Here is a 14,937-nt window from a genome sequence, read left to right as displayed (position 1 = left end):
CACCGAAGCCCCGGCCCTTGCAGAAGACCCGGCTCCCCCGGTCGCGGAGGCCGAGCGCGACCCGGAAACCGAACCCGAGGCCGCGCCCGAACCCGAAGCCGTGCCCGAGCACGAAGCCGTGCCCGCCGACGCCTCGCCCGGCACCCTCGTGGCCGGTCTCGGCGTCCCGATCGTCGACACCCGCGGCGCCGTCCCCGCGGAGCCGCTCGTCAAGCGCCCCGCCCTCGACTTCGCCGACACGGACCCTGACGGCTTCGCGGCGCTGCGCCCGGACGACGCCCAGCCGGAGGACTCCGTACCGGCCCCACCCCCTGCACCACCGGCACCGGAACCAGCACCCGAACCGGAACCCGAACCAGCACCGACGCCCGAACCGGAGCCGCAACCGGAACCCGAACCGGCGGGTGAGCCCGCGAAGCCCGCTCGACCAGGGCGGACAGCGCAGGCCGAGGCGAAGGAGCAGCCCGCCGAGCCGAGCCGGCCGCCGCAGAGCGACGAGCTCTCCGCGTTCGAGAGGGCCAAGGAGGCCGAGAGGACCGGGGCGGCGCTCGCGCCCGTCCTCATGCCGGACGCGATCCTCCCGCCGGGCGTCAGGCCGCCGACAGGGAGCGGCCCCTTTCCCACCACGGAACCGGGCACCGGCACGGGCACCGCCACGGACGCGGACGCCGCGCAGCCGCCCACGATGGCGGCGGTGATCACGCCCGTCTACCACGCCGACGGCGGCATCTCGATCGACGCCCAGCCGGGCCCCAGCGGGCCGTCCGGGCCCGGACGGCCCACGGCCCGTCCGAGCGGCGGCGATGCGAGCAAGCGCAGGCTGCTGCTGATCGGCGGCGGCGCGGCCGCGGTGCTGGCCGCCGTGGCCGCCCTGTTCGCCATCGGCGGGACGGGTTCGGGGGACGACGGCGGCGCCCGCAAGGCCGCCGCGACCCCCTCCGGATCGGCCACGCCCGCGCCGCCGACCGCCGCGCCGAAGCCGGTCGACATCACCGACGAGAAGACCGACCCGAAGGACCTGGCGTTCAACGAGGTGTTCCCGTCCCCGACCATCGAGCTCGGCGGACGGACCTTCGCCCGCGACCGCTGGTCGATCAACCGGGAGCTCACGTACGCGGCCAACGGCGCGATGCTCCAGGCCCTCAAGCGCGAGGGCTGCCGCAAGGTCGTCCGGGCCACCTACCTCGACAGGCGCAAGACGCTGGCCGTGACCTCCGGAATCGCGGTGATGCCGACCAAGGCGGCCGCCATGAAGGTCAGCAAGGCCGGGGATCCCGTGAAGTACCAGTGGTTCCGCGGGATGTCCGGCAAGCACGCGCCCGACATCGACCGGGCGGGCGGATACGCGGCGGTCACCGTCCGCGGCCGGTACGTCGTCTACGCGTACGTGCAGGGAGCCGACGGCAAGCCCGTCAAGCCCGGCGATCCCACGGTCAAGCAGGTGGCCCAGCAGTTCCTGGACTACGCCGTCCGGCCGCTCGACGCCCGCGTCCGAGGCTGAACACCCCCCAGCCGAGGGCGCCGCAGAAACGAGTACGCCCGGAACGGGCGGCCGCCACAGCGGCCGCCCGTTCCGCGTGTCAGGCGCCGCCCGGCTGCTGCTCGGAGGCCGCGGCCGCAGCGGCGGCGGCGTTGAGCGTGCGGACGCGGCGCGTCTCCTGGGCGCGGCGCGCCAGGCTGTCGTCGCTCGGGTAGCGGATCTCCTCCAGCGACAGCCCGTGGGCGGGCGCCACGTTGACCCCGGAGTCGCGGACGCGGGCGGCCAGCACCTCCGCCGGCCACTCCGGCTCGCGCCGCCCGTCCCCGACCATGAGCAGCGCGCCGACGAGCGCGCGGACCATCGAGTGGCAGAACGCGTCGGCCTCGACGGCGGCGAGTGCCAGGTGCGGGTCGCGGTCGTCGCGGGTCCACTCGTACCGCTGGAGCTCCCGGATGGTCGTCGCGCCCTCCCGCTTGCGGCAGTACGCGGCGAAGTCGTTCTCACCCACCAGCAGCCGCGCGGCCTCGTTCATCCGCTCCAGGTTCAGCGGACGCGGGTGCCAGAGCACGTCGCGGCGGCGCAGCGGCTCCACGCCGGTGGGGTTGTCGCAGACCCGGTACACATAGCGCCGGGCAAGGGCGGAGAAGCGGGCGTCGAACCCCTCGGGCGCGATCGAGACCCGCCACACCCGCACATCCGGGGGCAGCAGGCCCGCCAGACGGCGCGGCATCGTCCCGTTGATCGCCGAGTACGCCGCGACCGGCACCACCAGGTGCGCCACCTGCGCGCGCGCGTGGACGCCCGCGTCGGTCCTCCCCGCGACGGTGAGCATGGGCGGCGGGTCGAGGCGCAGCATCCTGGCCAGGGCGTCCTCGATCACGCCCTGGACGGTCCGCTGGTTCGGCTGCCGGGCCCAGCCCGCGAAGTCCGTCCCGTCGTAGCCGATGTCGAGCCGGAGTCGTACCAGTGCCGTCATGTCAGGTGGACTGTCCCTCTCCAACGCCACTGCCCGTCCGTTCCTCCCGATGAGCCCCTCGCCTCATCGGGCATCCCTCGCCGCACTCCCCCGTGAACCGTCGTCCCCCCGCCGTGACCATGGATCAAGTCTGGCAAAGATCAGGCCCACCGTCTCGTACCAGACGGTGGGCCCGTTCAATGTCGCGCAGATCCGATCCCGCGAGGGACCTGCGGAAACTACTCCTTGCCGCCCTCGTCCTCGGAGCCGGCTGCGGTCTCCTCGGCCTTGGTCAGCTTCACCTCGTCCTCGGCCGGGGCCTCGGTCGCGGTGGGGGTGTCGGTCGCGGCGGGCTTGTCGTCGACGGCGGTCGCCTTCGCGGCGGCCGGCGCGGCCGACAGCTGCTCCTGCACCAGCTCGATCACGGCCATCGGGGCGTTGTCGCCCTTCCGCGGCCCGATCTTGGTGATGCGGGTGTAGCCGCCGGGACGGTTCTCAAAGCGCGGCGCGATCTCGGTGAAGAGCTCGTGCACGACGCCCTTGTCGCGGATCACGCGGGCCACCTGGCGACGGTTGTGCAGGTCGCCCTTCTTGGCCTTGGTGATCAGCTTCTCCGCCAGCGGACGCACCCGCCGGGCCTTGGCCTCGGTGGTGGTGATGCGGCCGTGCTCGAACAGCGCCGTGGCCAGGTTCGCCAGGATCAGGCGCTGGTGCGCGGCGCTCCCGCCGAGGCGGGCGCCCTTGGTGGGCTGAGGCATGGTGCTTCCTTCCTGCATCGGCCGTACCAGGTACCGATGTCAGCCGCCGCGGCCGGGACGTGCGCCCCGGCCGCGGGATGTGGACTTCTAGTACTGCTCTGTCTCGGCGTAGCTCTGGTCGTCGTCGCCGTAGTTGTCGGCCGCCGCGCTCGGGTCGAACCCGGGCGGGGAGTCCTTCAGCGACAGGCCCATGTCGTTGAGCTTCTGCTTGACCTCTTCGATCGACTTGGCGCCGAAATTCCTTATATCGAGAAGGTCCTGCTCGCTGCGGGCGACCAGCTCGCCCACAGAGTGGATGCCCTCGCGCTTGAGGCAGTTGTAGGAGCGGACCGTGAGGTTCAGCTCCTCGATCGGCAGGGCCAGGTCCGCGGCGAGCGCGGCGTCCGTCGGGGACGGGCCCATGTCGATGCCCTCGGCCTCGACGTTGAGCTCCCGGGCCAGCCCGAACAGCTCGACGAGGGTCTTGCCGGCGGAGGCGACCGCGTCGCGCGGCAGCATCGCCTGCTTGGTCTCCACGTCCAGGATGAGGCGGTCGAAGTCGGTGCGCTGTTCGACCCGGGTCGCCTCGACCTTGTAGGTGACCTTCAGCACGGGCGAGTAGATGGAGTCGATCGGGATCCGGCCGATCTCCTGGCCCGGCTGCTTGTTCTGGGCGGCCGAGACGTAGCCACGGCCGCGCTCGACCGTCAGCTCCATCTCCAGCTTGGCCTTGTTGTTCAGCGTGGCGATGTGCAGGTCCGGGTTGTGGACCTCCACGCCCGCCGGCGGCGCGATGTCGGCCGCGGTGACCTCGCCCGGGCCCTGCTTGCGCAGGTACATGACCACGGGCTCGTCGTGCTCGGAGGAGACGACGAGCTCCTTGAGGTTCAGGATGATGTCGGTGACGTCCTCCTTGACCCCGGGGACCGTGGAGAACTCGTGGAGGACGCCCTCGATCCGGATGCTGGTGACGGCCGCACCGGGAATCGAGGAGAGCAGCGTGCGACGCAGCGAGTTGCCGATCGTGTAGCCGAAGCCCGGCTCCAGCGGCTCGATGGTGAACCGCGACCGGTACTCGTCGACCTGCTCTTCGGTGAGAGTGGGACGCTGAGCGATGAGCATGTTCGTGCCTTCTTCCCGCGGTGCCCGCTATTTGACGACCGCGTTCTTGAGTGTTCCCCGATCCGCCGGGATCCCACGGCCGTGACCGCGGGACCCCCGGCGGGGTTCGAGCCCTACTTGGAGTAGAGCTCGACGATCAGCTGCTCCTGGACGGGAGCGTCGATCTGCTGCCGGACCGGCATCGAGTGGACGAGGATCCGCATCTTGTCGGCGTCGACCCCGAGCCAGGCCGGGACCTGGCGATCGCCGGACTCGGCCTTGGCGACCTGGAACGGCGTCATCTCCAGCGACTTGCCCTTGACGTCGACGATGTCGCTCTCGCTCACCTGGTACGACGGGATGTCGACCTTCTTGCCGTTGACCCGGATGTGGCCGTGGCGGATGAGCTGGCGGGCCATGTCGCGGGACTTGGCGAAGCCCGCGCGGTAGACCACGTTGTCGAGGCGGCGCTCCAGCAGGGTGAGGAGGTTCTCACCCGTCTTGCCGCCCTGGCGGTTGGCCTGGACGTAGTAGTTGTGGAACTGCCGCTCCAGCACGCCGTAGATGCGGCGGGCCTTCTGCTTCTCGCGAAGCTGCAGCAGGTACTCGGTCTCCTTCGGCCGACCGCGGCCGTGCTCACCCGGCGGGTAAGGACGGATCTCGATCGGGCACTTCGGGCCCTCGCACTTGCTGCCCTTGAGGAACAGCTTCATCTTCTCGCGGCGGCAGAGCTTGCAGTCCGCACCGGTGTAACGAGCCATTGTTCTGTGTTCTCCCCTGCCTCAGACCCGGCGACGCTTGGGCGGGCGGCAGCCGTTGTGCGGAACGGGCGTGACGTCCTGGATCGAGCCCACCTCCAGGCCGGTCGCCTGGAGCGACCGGATGGCGGTCTCGCGGCCCGAGCCCGGGCCCTTCACGAAGACGTCGACCTTGCGCATGCCGTGCTCCATCGCGCGCCGGGCGGCGGCCTCGGCGGCCTGCTGCGCGGCGAACGGGGTCGACTTGCGCGAGCCCTTGAAGCCCACGTGGCCCGAGGAGGCCCAGGAGATCACGTTGCCGTTGGGGTCGGTGATCGAGACGATCGTGTTGTTGAACGTGCTCTTGATGTGGGCATGCCCGTGAGCGACGTTCTTCTTCTCCTTGCGGCGCACCTTCTTGGCGCCGACACGGCTCTTAGGAGGCATCTGCTCTCTCTACTCTTGAGGTCATCGATCCGGACGGACCGACCAGGCGGTTGCCGGGGGCCTGGGGGTCGTCCCCCAGACCGGGCAGGTCCGGGCGGACTACTTCTTGCCGGCCTTCTTCTTGCCGGCCACGGTCTTCTTCTTGCCCTTGCGGGTGCGCGCGTTGGTCTGCGTGCGCTGGCCGTGCACGGGAAGACCGCGGCGGTGCCGGACTCCCTGGTAGCACCCGATCTCGATCTTGCGGCGGATGTCGGCCTGGACCTCGCGGCGAAGGTCACCCTCGACCTTGTAGTTCGTCTCGATCCAGTCACGGAGCTTGACGATCTCTTCATCGCCGAGCTGGTGCACCCGCATGTCGCCGCTGACGCCGGTGCCCTCAAGGGTCTCCAGCGCGCGCGTCCGGCCGATGCCGAAGATGTAGGTGAGAGCGACCTCCAGGCGCTTTTCGCGCGGGAGGTCGACGCCGAGGAGGCGTGCCATCGTGGGCAGTTCCCTTCATTCTGCGGAGGTATTGGGCGCATCGCGTCCGCACACACCCTGCCCGGGTGGCGGCCTCGGCCTCCGTCGATCCGAGGGTCGTCCCTTCACACAGTGGTGCCGTACGGCCCGGCGGGAGGAAGCTCGGCTTCCGCCCGGGGGCGCGTACGGCGACCGTGTGAAGGCTGCGATGCGCTTGCTGGGTGGGCTGCGGTCAGCCCTGGCGCTGCTTGTGGCGCGGGTCAGAGCAGATGACCATGACCCGGCCGTGCCGGCGGATGACGCGGCACTTGTTGCAGATCTTCTTGACGCTCGGCTTGACCTTCACTGGGTCTCCTAACGATCAGGGTCACCCCCGCGCCGCCACGCACGGGGAAGGCAACCCCAGTGGGATTCACTTGTAGCGGTAGACGATCCGACCGCGCGTGAGGTCGTAGGGGCTCAGCTCCACAACAACGCGGTCGTCCGGCAGGATTCGGATGTAGTGCATCCGCATCTTGCCGCTGATGTGGGCGAGCACCTTGTGCCCGTTGTCGAGCTCCACCCGGAACATGGCGTTCGGGAGGGACTCGATGACGGTGCCCTCGATCTCGATGGCCCCTTCTTTCTTGGGCATGTCCTCCGCGCTTCGCTGATCGGCTCATTGGACGTCGGCCCGGCGCCGTCCGAAGACGGCGCGGCATCACCCGAGGGAGATACGGCCGCACCCATGCCACGACGCCAGAGCGTCAAGAACAGGGATCAGGCGGCCTGCAGCGGACCGACACAGGAGTCTACGTCACCGGGCCGCCGAATGCGAAATTGTCGCATGATACGGCTTCGGAGACTACTCCCGACCCAAGCATACCTCGCTCCCGCGTTGTACCTTTCCAGTAAGAACCCGTGTAGTGGGGCGGGGGGCGTGGGAGGTGCCGTCCCCCCACAATGACTAGGTGAGACGTTCGAGGAGGGTCAGCATGCCGAGCTATGACTTCGCGCTGATCCTCAGCCGTCCCCTCTACGAGGAGGAGCTCGACCCGCTGTTCGACCGCACGTACGGCGCGGTCACGGTGTCGATCATCAGCGAGCCGCAGCACGTCGAGCGTCCCGGCAACGCCTCCTGCACCTGGCCGGGCCCCACCCTCGCCGCGGCGATCATGGAGGTCGTCGAGCACGTCGAGACCAGCGCGCCGGGCCTGCACGTCCTCCAGGTCGAGGCCGACCCGTTGCTGACGATCCGCGACATCGCCGAGCGGACCGGCCGCTCGTTCGACTCCGTCCGGCTGGCGATCACGGGCGTGCGCGGGGCGGGCGGCTTCCCGGCCTCGGAGATCTCCTCGGCGGGCCACCGGCTGTGGCGCTGGTCGAAGGTCGCCGCCTGGTACGGACTGGAGGACCCGCAGCTCATCGAGGCCAAGCCCACCGTCCAGGCGATCAACGGCTGGCTGGCGCTGCGCGACGTCGTCCCCGACGTGGCCCCCGCCCCCGAGGACGTCACCTCGGCGCTCTCCCTGGTCATCCCGCACGTGGCCTGACCTCGGGAACGCCGTGGCGTGATCTTCTTCTCGCCGGGCCGAGTCGACACCGCGGCCGACCGGGCGCGAAGATCGTCCCAGCACCCGCTCCTGAGACGCGGCCCGCGGCGCGGCGGGCGGCTCCCCTGCGTTCGCAGGCCGCGGGTCCGTGATGTGCTTGGGCGAGGGGGAGGATCAATGGCGATCATCGCGCAGTTGAGCGACATCCACCTGGCGGCCGGACGCGACGGCGAGGTCGACGACGGCTCGGGGCCCGTGCGGGCCCTGCGGACCGCCGTGTCGAGCCTGCTCTCACTGCCCGCGCGGCCGGACGCCGTGGTCCTGACCGGCGACCTCGCCGACTGCGGCCGGCCCGCCGAGTACGCGCGGCTGCACGCGCTGCTGTCCCCGCTGCCGATGGCCGTGTACCCGATGCCGGGCAACCACGACGACCGCGACGCCCTGCGCGCCGCGTTCAGCGACCATCCCGCGCTCGCGGAGACCGGGACCGGTCCACAGGCGCCCGTCCAGTACGCCGTGGACGTCGCGGGCATCCGGCTCGTCTGCTGCGACACGACCGTGGACGGCCACCCCCACGGCCACATGAGCGAGGACCGCCTCGCCTGGCTGGACGGGACGCTCGGCGCCGCCCCGGACGTCCCCACGATCGTCGCGACCCACCACCCGCCGTTCCCCATCGGCATCCGCTTCATCGACGACATGCGGTTCGTCGACCCCGCCGGGTTCGCCGCGGTGATCTCGCGGCACCGGCAGGTCGTCCGCATCATCAGCGGCCACGTCCACCGCGGCGCGGTCGGCTCGCTCGCCGGGAAGGTGAGCACGACCTGCCCCAGCACCTACCGGCAGCTGTTCCTGGACCTGACCCGCCCGGGGCGTGCGGCGGTGACCGGTGAGCCCGCCGGCTTCGCCGTGCACTTGGTCGGCGACGACGGATCGGCCACGACGCACTTCGTCCCGACGGGGAACTACCGCCCGCTCATGGACGTGGAGTAGCGGCGTGGACCAGCTCAGTCGCGGCGGCGCGGGCCGCCCAGCAGGGAGCCGATCAGGATGACGGCGCCCCAGGGGCCCGCCACCCACAGCCACCACGGGTAGACGACGTTGCCGGTGAGAGCGATGATCAGCCAGATCGTGAAGTTGATCCCGCTGACGAACGCCCACGTACCCCACATCCCGCGGCGGAACAGCTCGGCGGACGGCCGCTTGGCGGGCGCGACGGTGCTCTTCGGCTGCGTCGCCGGGACGGGAAGCTGGTACAGGTCCTCTTCGGGGAGGTCCGCGGTGACCGCCTGGAGCTGCCCCAGGGTCTTCGCCCCGTACACCGACTCCAGCCGCTCGTGCATCTCGTCCATGGTGATCCGGCCCATGGCGCAGTGCTCGCGCAGGCTCGCGGCCACGCGGTCGCGGTCGGAGTCCGACGCCCTAATCTCAGGGTTCGGCGCCATGTGAGTTCCCTTCATCAGGACGCGGCTTCGTCAGGACGTGGCGTCCGCCTCCAGCTTGGCGAACCACTCCCGGCCCTCGTCAAGAGCCGTCAGGACGCGGGGGCCGTCGGGCGTGACGGCGAAGGTGTGCTCGAAGTGCGCCGAGGAGCGCCCGTCGGTGGTCACCACCGTCCAGCCGTCCTCCAGTTCGAGCGTCTCCTTGGTGCCGAGGTTGACCATCGGCTCCACGGCGAAGCACATGCCGACCTCCAGCACGGGGCCGTGCCCGGCGGGGCCGTGGTTGGGGATCAGCGGGTCCATGTGCATCTCGGTGCCGATGCCGTGCCCGCCGTAGCCCTCGACGATGCCGTAGGCGCCCTGAGAGCGGATGTGAGCCTCGATCGCGTGGGACATGTCGCTGAGCCTGGCCCCCGCCCTGCCGGCCGCCAGACCGTGCCACAGGGACGTCTCGGTGACCTCCAGGAGCCGGCGCAGCTCCGCGGTGATCTCCCCCACCGGGACGGTGATCGCCGCGTCGCCGTGCCAGCCCTCGACGATCGCGCCGCAGTCGATGGAGATGACGTCGCCGTCCCGCAGCACCTTGCCGGCGTTCGGGATGCCGTGGACGATCTCCTCGTTGATCGAGGCGCAGATCGTCCCGGTGAAGCCGTGGTAGCCCTTGAAGGACGGGACGCCGCCGTTGTCGCGGATGTGCCGCTCGGCCAGCTCGTCCAGGTCCATGGTGGTGATCCCGGGCTTGACCGCCTCGCGCAGCAGCTCCAGGGTCCGGCCCACCAGCAGCCCGGCGCCGCGCATCAGCTCGATCTGCTCCGGCGTCTTCACCTGGATCGCGGACCTGCGCCGTTTGAACATCTCTCCCCCTGAAACCGTCCGCCGGGACCGCTCGGTGCGCGACCCCGGCGCGTGGACGCGGCGCCACCGCGTCCACGATCACTTCTCCAGCGGGCCAACGCTCATTTCTCCAGCGGGCGGAGCGCGGTGAGCGCGCGCTTGGTGACCTCTTCGACCGGGCCGGTGGCGTCGATGCCGACGAGGATGTCCTCGTCGGCGTAGAACTGCACCAGCGGGGCCGTGTCGTGCCGGTACACCTCCAGCCGGTGCATGACGACCTCTTCCTTGTCGTCGTCGCGCTGGAACAGATGCCCGCCGCAGTCGTCGCAGATGTCGTCCTGCTTGTCGTCGAAGTCGACGTGCCAGATGCGCCCGCACTTGTCGCAGGTGCGCCGGCCCGACAGCCGCCGGACGACCTCGTCCTCGTCGACGACCAGCTCCAGGACGATGTCGAGCCTGGTGTCCCACTCGGCGAGGATCTTCTTGAGCGTCTCTGCCTGCGGCACGTTGCGGGGGAAGCCGTCGAGCAGGAACCCGTCCCTGGCGTCCTCCTCGCCGAGACGGTCGCGGACCATCGCGATCGTGACCTCGTCGGGGACGAGGTCGCCGCGGTCCATGTACTGCTTGGCCTGCCGGCCGAGCTCGGTCCCGCCGCTGACGTTCGCGCGGAAGATGTCACCTGTCGAGATCTTCGGGATGGACAGATGAGATGCGATGAACTGGGCCTGTGTCCCCTTGCCCGCTCCCGGGGGGCCCACCAGCACGATACGCACTACCGGAGGAAGCCCTCGTAGTTGCGCTGCTGTAGCTGACTCTCGATCTGCTTCACGGTATCCAGTCCGACGCCGACGACGATGAGGATGCTCGTGCCGCCGAACGGGAAGTCCTGGCTGGCCTTCAGGAGTGAGAAGGCCACCATGGGGATCAGGGCCACGAGCCCCAGGTACAGCGCACCGGGTGTGGTGATCCGGGTCAGCACGTAGTCGAGGTACTCGGCGGTCGGCCGGCCCGGACGGATACCTGGGATGAATCCACCATACTTCTTCATGTTGTCGGCCACTTCAGTGGGGTTGAACGTGATCGCCACATAGAAGTAGGTGAAGAAGATGATGAAGACGAAGAAGATCGCCATGTGCCAGGCGTTGCTCTGCTGCAGGTAGGGCTGGATCTTCTGCAGCCACTTGGTGTCAGGCCAGAGCTGCGTCGCGAGCACCGGCAGGTACAGCAGCGATGAGGCGAAGATCACCGGGATGATGCCGGCCTGGTTCACCTTCAGCGGGATGTAGGTCGACGTGCCGCCGTACATGCGGCGGCCCACCATCCGCTTGGCGTACTGGACGGGAATGCGCCGCTGGGCCTGCTCGACGAACACGACACCGGCCATGATGGCCAGGCCCACGATGATGACCAGCGCGAAGACGAAGCCGTTCTTCTTCTGGTAGATGCTCCAGAACTGAGCGGGGAAGACGGCCACGACCTGGGTGAAGATCAGGATCGACATGCCGTTGCCGACGCCGCGGTCGGTGACCAGCTCGCCCAGCCACATGATGACGCTCGTGCCGGCCACCATGCAGATGACCATCGTGATGATCGGGAAGACGCCCGTCTCATACAGGATGTCGTCACCGCCGGACACGCCCTGGAACAGCTGCCCGGTGCTCGCCATCGCCACGATGCCGGTGGCCTGGAGGATCGCCAGCCCGACCGTCAGGTAGCGGGTGTACTGGGTGATCTTCGTCGTGCCGGCCTGGCCCTCCTTCTTCAGGGCCTCCAGCCGGGGGATCACCACCGTCAGCAGCTGCAGGATGATGCTCGCGGTGATGTAGGGCATGATGCCCAGCGCGAAAACCGACAGCTTGAGCAGCGCGCCGCCGCTGAACAGGTCGACAAGCCCGTAGAGCTGATTGCCCTCCTTGGCCTTGTCGGCGGTGTCCTTCAGCACGCTGACGTTCACGTTCGGCGAAGGCAGGATCGATCCGATCCTGAACACCACAATGATGAACAACGTGAACAACAACTTTTTACGCAGGTCAGGCGTACGGAAAGCCCGAGCGAACGCGGTCAGCACCATTCCTCCTGAGGACCTGCATCTTGCGGCAAAGCCGTCCTGATCGAACCCTGGCGAGCAGGCAGACGGCCCGCCCAGTGTGCACACTGTATCCGCCCCGCAGGCCCGAGCCGCAACGGCGAAGACAAGACAGACCGAGCCAGCGTAGCGACTCCTGGGCGCGCGGCGAACACCTCGGCGCGCTCACAGGCGCGGACTCGTCCGGAACGAACGGGTTACCCCGATTCCCAAAGGCTTTCCGAGCTGTGACGGAGACGCACCCGAGATGCTTCCGATACGCCCCGGAGACCAGACCGGCCCGCCGGCAGCCATGGCACGGTACAAAACCGAGAGGCCCGTGCCCGCTCCGGCAGGGAACGGCCACGGGCCTCTCGAACAGCCGTTACAGCTCGGCGGTGCTCCCGCCAGCGGCGGCGATCTTCTCCTTCGCGGACGAGGAGAAGGCGTGCACCGTCACCTGCACCGCGACCGAGATCTCGCCGGTGCCGAGGACCTTGACGGGCCGGCCGCGGCGAACCGCGCCCTTGGCCGCCAGGTCCTCCGCGGTGACCTCGCCGCCCTCGGGGTACAGCGCGGCCAGCTTGTCCAGGTTCACGACCTGGAACTCGACCCGGTTCGGGTTCTTGAAGCCCTTGAGCTTCGGAACCCGGCGGATCAGTGGCATCTGGCCGCCCTCGAACCCCACGGGAACGGTGCCGCGGGCCTTGGTGCCCTTGGTGCCGCGACCCGCCGTCTTGCCCTTGGACGCCTCGCCGCGGCCCTTGCGGACCTTGGCCCTGTTGGCGCCGGGGGCCGGACGCAGGTCGTGCACCTTGAGGGGGGTGCCCTCAGGGTTGTCCGCCATGTCAGTCGACCTCCTCGACGGTGACCAGGTGCGCCACCGTCCGGATCATGCCGAGCACCTCGGGCCTGTCCTCTCGGACGGTGCTCTGCCCGATCTTCTTCAGGCCGAGGGTGCGCAGCGTGTCACGCTGGTTCTGCTTCTCGCTGATCACGGACTTGATCTGCGTGATCTTCAGATTCGTCATGACGCGGTCGCCTCCGCCCGGGGCTCGCTGCCCGCCGCGCGGGCGCGCAGCATGGCGGCCGGGGCGACGTCCTCGATCGGCAGGCCGCGCTTGGCCGCGATCTCCTCGGGGCGCTTGAGCGCCTTGAGGCCCGCGATCGTCGCGTGCACGATGTTGATCGCGTTGTCGCTGCCCAGCGACTTGCTCAGCACGTCGTGGATGCCCGCGCACTCCAGCACGGCGCGCACCGGGCCGCCGGCGATGACGCCGGTACCGGGGCTGGCCGGGCGCAGCAGGACCTCGCCCGCCGCGTCGCGCTCCTGCACCAGGTGCGGGATGGTGCCCTGGATCCGCGGCACCTTGAAGAAGTGCTTCTTGGCCTCCTCGACGCCCTTGGCGATCGCCGCGGGCACCTCCTTGGCCTTGCCGTAGCCGACGCCGACGGTGCCGTTGCCGTCACCGACGATCACCAGGGCGGTGAAGCTGAAGCGACGACCGCCCTTGACGACCTTGGCGACGCGGTTGATCGCCACGACCTTCTCAATGTACGACTGGCCCTTGTCGGCGCCACCGCGGCGGTCATCGCGGCGGCCGTCGCGACGGTCGCCACCCTGACCGCCACCACGCCTCTGCGCTGCCATCAGTGGTTCCTTCCAGTAAAGGTGGTGGGTGGGGGCTGGACGGTCATCACAGCTCCAGGCCCCCCTCGCGCGCACCGTCCGCGACAGCGGCGATACGGCCGTGGTACTTGTTGCCGCCACGGTCGAACACCACCGCGGAGACGCCGGCCTCCTTGGCCCGCCGGGCGACGAGCTCGCCGACCTTGCGGGACTTGGCCGTCTTGTCGCCGGCCTCGGAGCGCAGGTCCGCCTCCATCGTCGAGGCGTAGGCCAGCGTGTGGCCCTTGTTGTCGTCGATGACCTGGACGAACACGTGCTTGGCGGAGCGGGTCACGACCAGGCGAGGCCGCGCGGCGCTGCCCACGACCTTCTTCCGGACCCGCAGGTGCCGGCGCCTGCGCGACAGCGCGCGCGCCGACGTGGCCTTGCCGGCCAGGGTCTTGGTGCCTGCCATGACTACTTACCAGCCTTTCCGACCTTGCGGCGAATCTGCTCACCCTCGTACCGCACGCCCTTGCCCTTGTAGGGGTCGGGCTTGCGCAGCTTGCGGATGTTGGCGGCGACCTCGCCGACCTTCTGCTTGTCGATGCCCTCGACGACCAGCTGGGTCGGCCGCTCGACCGTGAAGGTGATCCCCTCCGGGGGCTCCACGGTGATCGGGTGGCTGTAGCCCAGCGAGAACTCCAGGTTCTTGCCCTTGGCGATCACGCGGTAACCGACGCCCTGGATGACCAGGGTCTTCTTGTACCCATCGGTGACACCGACCACCATGTTGCTGATCAGCGACCGGGTGAGCCCGTGCAGGGCCCGCACCGTGTTGATGTCGTTCGGCCGGGTCACCGTGACCTGGCCGTCCTCCAGCGTGACCTCGATGGGGTCGGCCACGGTGTGCGACAGCGTGCCCTTCGGCCCCTTGACGGTGACCTGCCGGCCGTCGAGCTTCACCTCGACACCACCGGGCACGGCGATGGGGAGACGTCCGATTCGAGACATGGTTAGAGCCCTCCCCTCACCAGACGTAGGCGAGGACTTCGCCGCCCACGCCGCGCTTGCCCGCCTGCCGGTCCGTCATGAGCCCGGAGGACGTCGAGATGATCGCGACGCCCAGTCCGCCCAGGACCTTCGGCAGGTTGTCCTTCTTCGCGTACACACGCAGACCCGGCTTCGAGACGCGCTTGATCCCGGCGATCGAACGCTCGCGGGTCGGGCCGAACTTGAGCTCGATGAGGAGCTTCTTGCCGACCTCGGCGTCCTCTACGGTCCAGCCCGAGATGTAGCCCTCCTGCTGGAGGATCTCGGCGATGTGCGCCTTGATCTTCGAGTACGGCATCGCCACCGAGTCGTGGTACGCCGAATTCGCGTTGCGCAGACGCGTCAGCATGTCTGCGATCGGGTCGGTCATCGTCATGGCCTACTGGCCCTCCCTCGCCACGGTTTCCTCGGGCTGATGTGGCCCGTGGACCTTTGGCGCGGTCGTGGACACCTTTGCCAGGTGCCCGGTGGTTATTACATGCCGGA

At 69.5% G+C, this 14,937-nt stretch carries 21 protein-coding genes; 3 read left to right on the top strand and 18 right to left on the bottom strand.

The window, feature by feature from the left end; all coding sequences use genetic code 11:
- Positions 1-1,501: hypothetical protein (locus E1298_RS47795; RefSeq protein ID WP_207944482.1), on the top strand; the 1,501-nt coding region annotated here is incomplete at its 5' end.
- Positions 1,502-1,580: 79 nt separating this feature from the next.
- Here the strand turns inward: E1298_RS47795 and truA are convergent.
- The 8 genes from truA to infA form a co-directional block, all read right to left on the bottom strand.
- Positions 1,581-2,456, bottom strand: coding sequence for a tRNA pseudouridine(38-40) synthase TruA (truA, locus tag E1298_RS06960; protein ID WP_131890114.1), 876 nt, complete (start codon positions 2,454-2,456; stop codon positions 1,581-1,583).
- A gap of 218 nt (positions 2,457-2,674) precedes the next feature.
- Positions 2,675-3,193 (bottom strand): 50S ribosomal protein L17, encoded by a 519-nt coding sequence (rplQ, locus tag E1298_RS06955; RefSeq protein WP_131890112.1) that lies wholly within the window; start codon positions 3,191-3,193, stop codon positions 2,675-2,677.
- Between the two features lie 87 nt (positions 3,194-3,280).
- On the bottom strand, positions 3,281-4,294 hold the full coding sequence (locus E1298_RS06950) for a DNA-directed RNA polymerase subunit alpha (RefSeq protein WP_131741171.1): 1,014 nt from the start codon (positions 4,292-4,294) through the stop codon (positions 3,281-3,283).
- A gap of 113 nt (positions 4,295-4,407) precedes the next feature.
- Positions 4,408-5,034, bottom strand: coding sequence for a 30S ribosomal protein S4 (gene rpsD, locus E1298_RS06945; RefSeq protein WP_131890110.1), 627 nt, complete (start codon positions 5,032-5,034; stop codon positions 4,408-4,410).
- Positions 5,035-5,055: 21 nt separating this feature from the next.
- Positions 5,056-5,457, bottom strand: coding sequence for a 30S ribosomal protein S11 (gene rpsK, locus E1298_RS06940; protein ID WP_021596710.1), 402 nt, complete (start codon positions 5,455-5,457; stop codon positions 5,056-5,058).
- 99 nt (positions 5,458-5,556) lie between these two features.
- Complete coding sequence (rpsM, locus tag E1298_RS06935; protein WP_131890108.1) at positions 5,557-5,937, bottom strand: 30S ribosomal protein S13; 381 nt, start codon at positions 5,935-5,937, stop codon at positions 5,557-5,559.
- 211 nt (positions 5,938-6,148) lie between these two features.
- Complete coding sequence (rpmJ, locus tag E1298_RS06930; RefSeq protein WP_021596712.1) at positions 6,149-6,262, bottom strand: 50S ribosomal protein L36; 114 nt, start codon at positions 6,260-6,262, stop codon at positions 6,149-6,151.
- Positions 6,263-6,328: 66 nt separating this feature from the next.
- Entirely contained in the window at positions 6,329-6,550 is a 222-nt protein-coding gene (gene infA / locus E1298_RS06925; RefSeq protein WP_018657567.1) for a translation initiation factor IF-1, read from the bottom strand.
- Between the two features lie 340 nt (positions 6,551-6,890).
- Here infA and E1298_RS06920 point away from each other — a divergent pair, with 340 nt between their 5' ends.
- Together E1298_RS06920 and E1298_RS06915 are read left to right on the top strand one after the other, a co-directional pair.
- Positions 6,891-7,448, top strand: a complete 558-nt coding sequence (locus E1298_RS06920) for a hypothetical protein (protein WP_131890106.1) — start codon at positions 6,891-6,893, stop codon at positions 7,446-7,448.
- 177 nt (positions 7,449-7,625) lie between these two features.
- On the top strand, positions 7,626-8,441 hold the full coding sequence (locus E1298_RS06915) for a phosphodiesterase (protein WP_131890104.1): 816 nt from the start codon (positions 7,626-7,628) through the stop codon (positions 8,439-8,441).
- A 14-nt stretch (positions 8,442-8,455) separates the two neighbouring features.
- Here the strand turns inward: E1298_RS06915 and E1298_RS06910 are convergent, their stop codons facing one another.
- The 10 genes from E1298_RS06910 to rpsH all read right to left on the bottom strand — a co-directional run bounded on the left by E1298_RS06910 (position 8,456) and on the right by rpsH (position 14,827).
- Entirely contained in the window at positions 8,456-8,893 is a 438-nt protein-coding gene (locus E1298_RS06910) for a DUF1707 SHOCT-like domain-containing protein (RefSeq protein WP_131890102.1), read from the bottom strand.
- Positions 8,894-8,923: 30 nt separating this feature from the next.
- Positions 8,924-9,745, bottom strand: coding sequence for a type I methionyl aminopeptidase (gene map, locus E1298_RS06905; RefSeq protein ID WP_131890100.1), 822 nt, complete (start codon positions 9,743-9,745; stop codon positions 8,924-8,926).
- 101 nt (positions 9,746-9,846) lie between these two features.
- Positions 9,847-10,497 carry an adenylate kinase gene (locus tag E1298_RS06900; protein ID WP_131890098.1) on the bottom strand — a complete coding sequence of 217 codons (651 nt, stop codon included), beginning with the start codon at positions 10,495-10,497 and terminating at the stop codon, positions 9,847-9,849.
- Positions 10,497-11,795 (bottom strand): preprotein translocase subunit SecY, encoded by a 1,299-nt coding sequence (gene secY / locus E1298_RS06895; protein ID WP_424923075.1) that lies wholly within the window; start codon positions 11,793-11,795, stop codon positions 10,497-10,499. Before secY ends, E1298_RS06900 begins: the two co-directional genes overlap by 1 nt.
- A gap of 379 nt (positions 11,796-12,174) precedes the next feature.
- Complete coding sequence (gene rplO, locus E1298_RS06890; RefSeq protein ID WP_131890096.1) at positions 12,175-12,636, bottom strand: 50S ribosomal protein L15; 462 nt, start codon at positions 12,634-12,636, stop codon at positions 12,175-12,177.
- A 1-nt stretch (position 12,637) separates the two neighbouring features.
- Entirely contained in the window at positions 12,638-12,820 is a 183-nt protein-coding gene (gene rpmD, locus E1298_RS06885) for a 50S ribosomal protein L30 (protein ID WP_131890094.1), read from the bottom strand.
- A complete protein-coding gene (gene rpsE / locus E1298_RS06880) occupies positions 12,817-13,440 on the bottom strand; it encodes a 30S ribosomal protein S5 (protein ID WP_481726128.1) in 624 nt (207 codons plus the stop codon). The genes rpmD and rpsE overlap by 4 nt, the downstream gene beginning before the upstream one ends.
- Positions 13,441-13,486: 46 nt before the next feature.
- Positions 13,487-13,873 (bottom strand): 50S ribosomal protein L18, encoded by a 387-nt coding sequence (gene rplR, locus E1298_RS06875; RefSeq protein WP_131890092.1) that lies wholly within the window; start codon positions 13,871-13,873, stop codon positions 13,487-13,489.
- Positions 13,874-13,875: 2 nt separating this feature from the next.
- The gene (gene rplF / locus E1298_RS06870; protein ID WP_131890090.1) at positions 13,876-14,412 is read right to left on the bottom strand and encodes a 50S ribosomal protein L6; all 537 of its coding nucleotides are present in this window, start codon (positions 14,410-14,412) and stop codon (positions 13,876-13,878) included.
- 16 nt (positions 14,413-14,428) lie between these two features.
- Positions 14,429-14,827 carry a 30S ribosomal protein S8 gene (gene rpsH / locus E1298_RS06865; RefSeq protein WP_089314938.1) on the bottom strand — a complete coding sequence of 133 codons (399 nt, stop codon included), beginning with the start codon at positions 14,825-14,827 and terminating at the stop codon, positions 14,429-14,431.
- Between the last annotated feature and the right edge of the window lie 110 nt (positions 14,828-14,937).

This window comes from Actinomadura rubrisoli (assembly GCF_004349215.1).
Taxonomy (GTDB): domain Bacteria; phylum Actinomycetota; class Actinomycetes; order Streptosporangiales; family Streptosporangiaceae; genus Spirillospora; species Spirillospora rubrisoli.
The sequence above is the reverse complement of the archived record's forward strand: the minus strand, read 5'-3'. Positions and strand labels throughout refer to the sequence as shown.

What these genes read in the sequence shown, in the direction of transcription:
- truA (WP_131890114.1), bottom strand. Translation starts at nt 2,456, where the DNA reads ATGACGGCACTGGTACGACTCCGGCTCGACATCGGCTACGACGGGACG.
- rplQ (WP_131890112.1), bottom strand. Translation starts at nt 3,193, where the DNA reads ATGCCTCAGCCCACCAAGGGCGCCCGCCTCGGCGGGAGCGCCGCGCAC.
- E1298_RS06950 (WP_131741171.1), bottom strand. Translation starts at nt 4,294, where the DNA reads ATGCTCATCGCTCAGCGTCCCACTCTCACCGAAGAGCAGGTCGACGAG.
- rpsD (WP_131890110.1), bottom strand. Translation starts at nt 5,034, where the DNA reads ATGGCTCGTTACACCGGTGCGGACTGCAAGCTCTGCCGCCGCGAGAAG.
- rpsK (WP_021596710.1), bottom strand. Translation starts at nt 5,457, where the DNA reads ATGCCTCCTAAGAGCCGTGTCGGCGCCAAGAAGGTGCGCCGCAAGGAG.
- rpsM (WP_131890108.1), bottom strand. Translation starts at nt 5,937, where the DNA reads ATGGCACGCCTCCTCGGCGTCGACCTCCCGCGCGAAAAGCGCCTGGAG.
- infA (WP_018657567.1), bottom strand. Translation starts at nt 6,550, where the DNA reads ATGCCCAAGAAAGAAGGGGCCATCGAGATCGAGGGCACCGTCATCGAG.
- E1298_RS06920 (WP_131890106.1), top strand. Translation starts at nt 6,891, where the DNA reads ATGCCGAGCTATGACTTCGCGCTGATCCTCAGCCGTCCCCTCTACGAG.
- E1298_RS06915 (WP_131890104.1), top strand. Translation starts at nt 7,626, where the DNA reads ATGGCGATCATCGCGCAGTTGAGCGACATCCACCTGGCGGCCGGACGC.
- E1298_RS06910 (WP_131890102.1), bottom strand. Translation starts at nt 8,893, where the DNA reads ATGGCGCCGAACCCTGAGATTAGGGCGTCGGACTCCGACCGCGACCGC.
- map (WP_131890100.1), bottom strand. Translation starts at nt 9,745, where the DNA reads ATGTTCAAACGGCGCAGGTCCGCGATCCAGGTGAAGACGCCGGAGCAG.
- secY (WP_424923075.1), bottom strand. Translation starts at nt 11,795, where the DNA reads ATGGTGCTGACCGCGTTCGCTCGGGCTTTCCGTACGCCTGACCTGCGT.
- rplO (WP_131890096.1), bottom strand. Translation starts at nt 12,636, where the DNA reads ATGGCGGACAACCCTGAGGGCACCCCCCTCAAGGTGCACGACCTGCGT.
- rpmD (WP_131890094.1), bottom strand. Translation starts at nt 12,820, where the DNA reads ATGACGAATCTGAAGATCACGCAGATCAAGTCCGTGATCAGCGAGAAG.
- rpsE (WP_481726128.1), bottom strand. Translation starts at nt 13,440, where the DNA reads ATGGCAGCGCAGAGGCGTGGTGGCGGTCAGGGTGGCGACCGTCGCGAC.
- rplR (WP_131890092.1), bottom strand. Translation starts at nt 13,873, where the DNA reads ATGGCAGGCACCAAGACCCTGGCCGGCAAGGCCACGTCGGCGCGCGCG.
- rplF (WP_131890090.1), bottom strand. Translation starts at nt 14,412, where the DNA reads ATGTCTCGAATCGGACGTCTCCCCATCGCCGTGCCCGGTGGTGTCGAG.
- rpsH (WP_089314938.1), bottom strand. Translation starts at nt 14,827, where the DNA reads ATGACGATGACCGACCCGATCGCAGACATGCTGACGCGTCTGCGCAAC.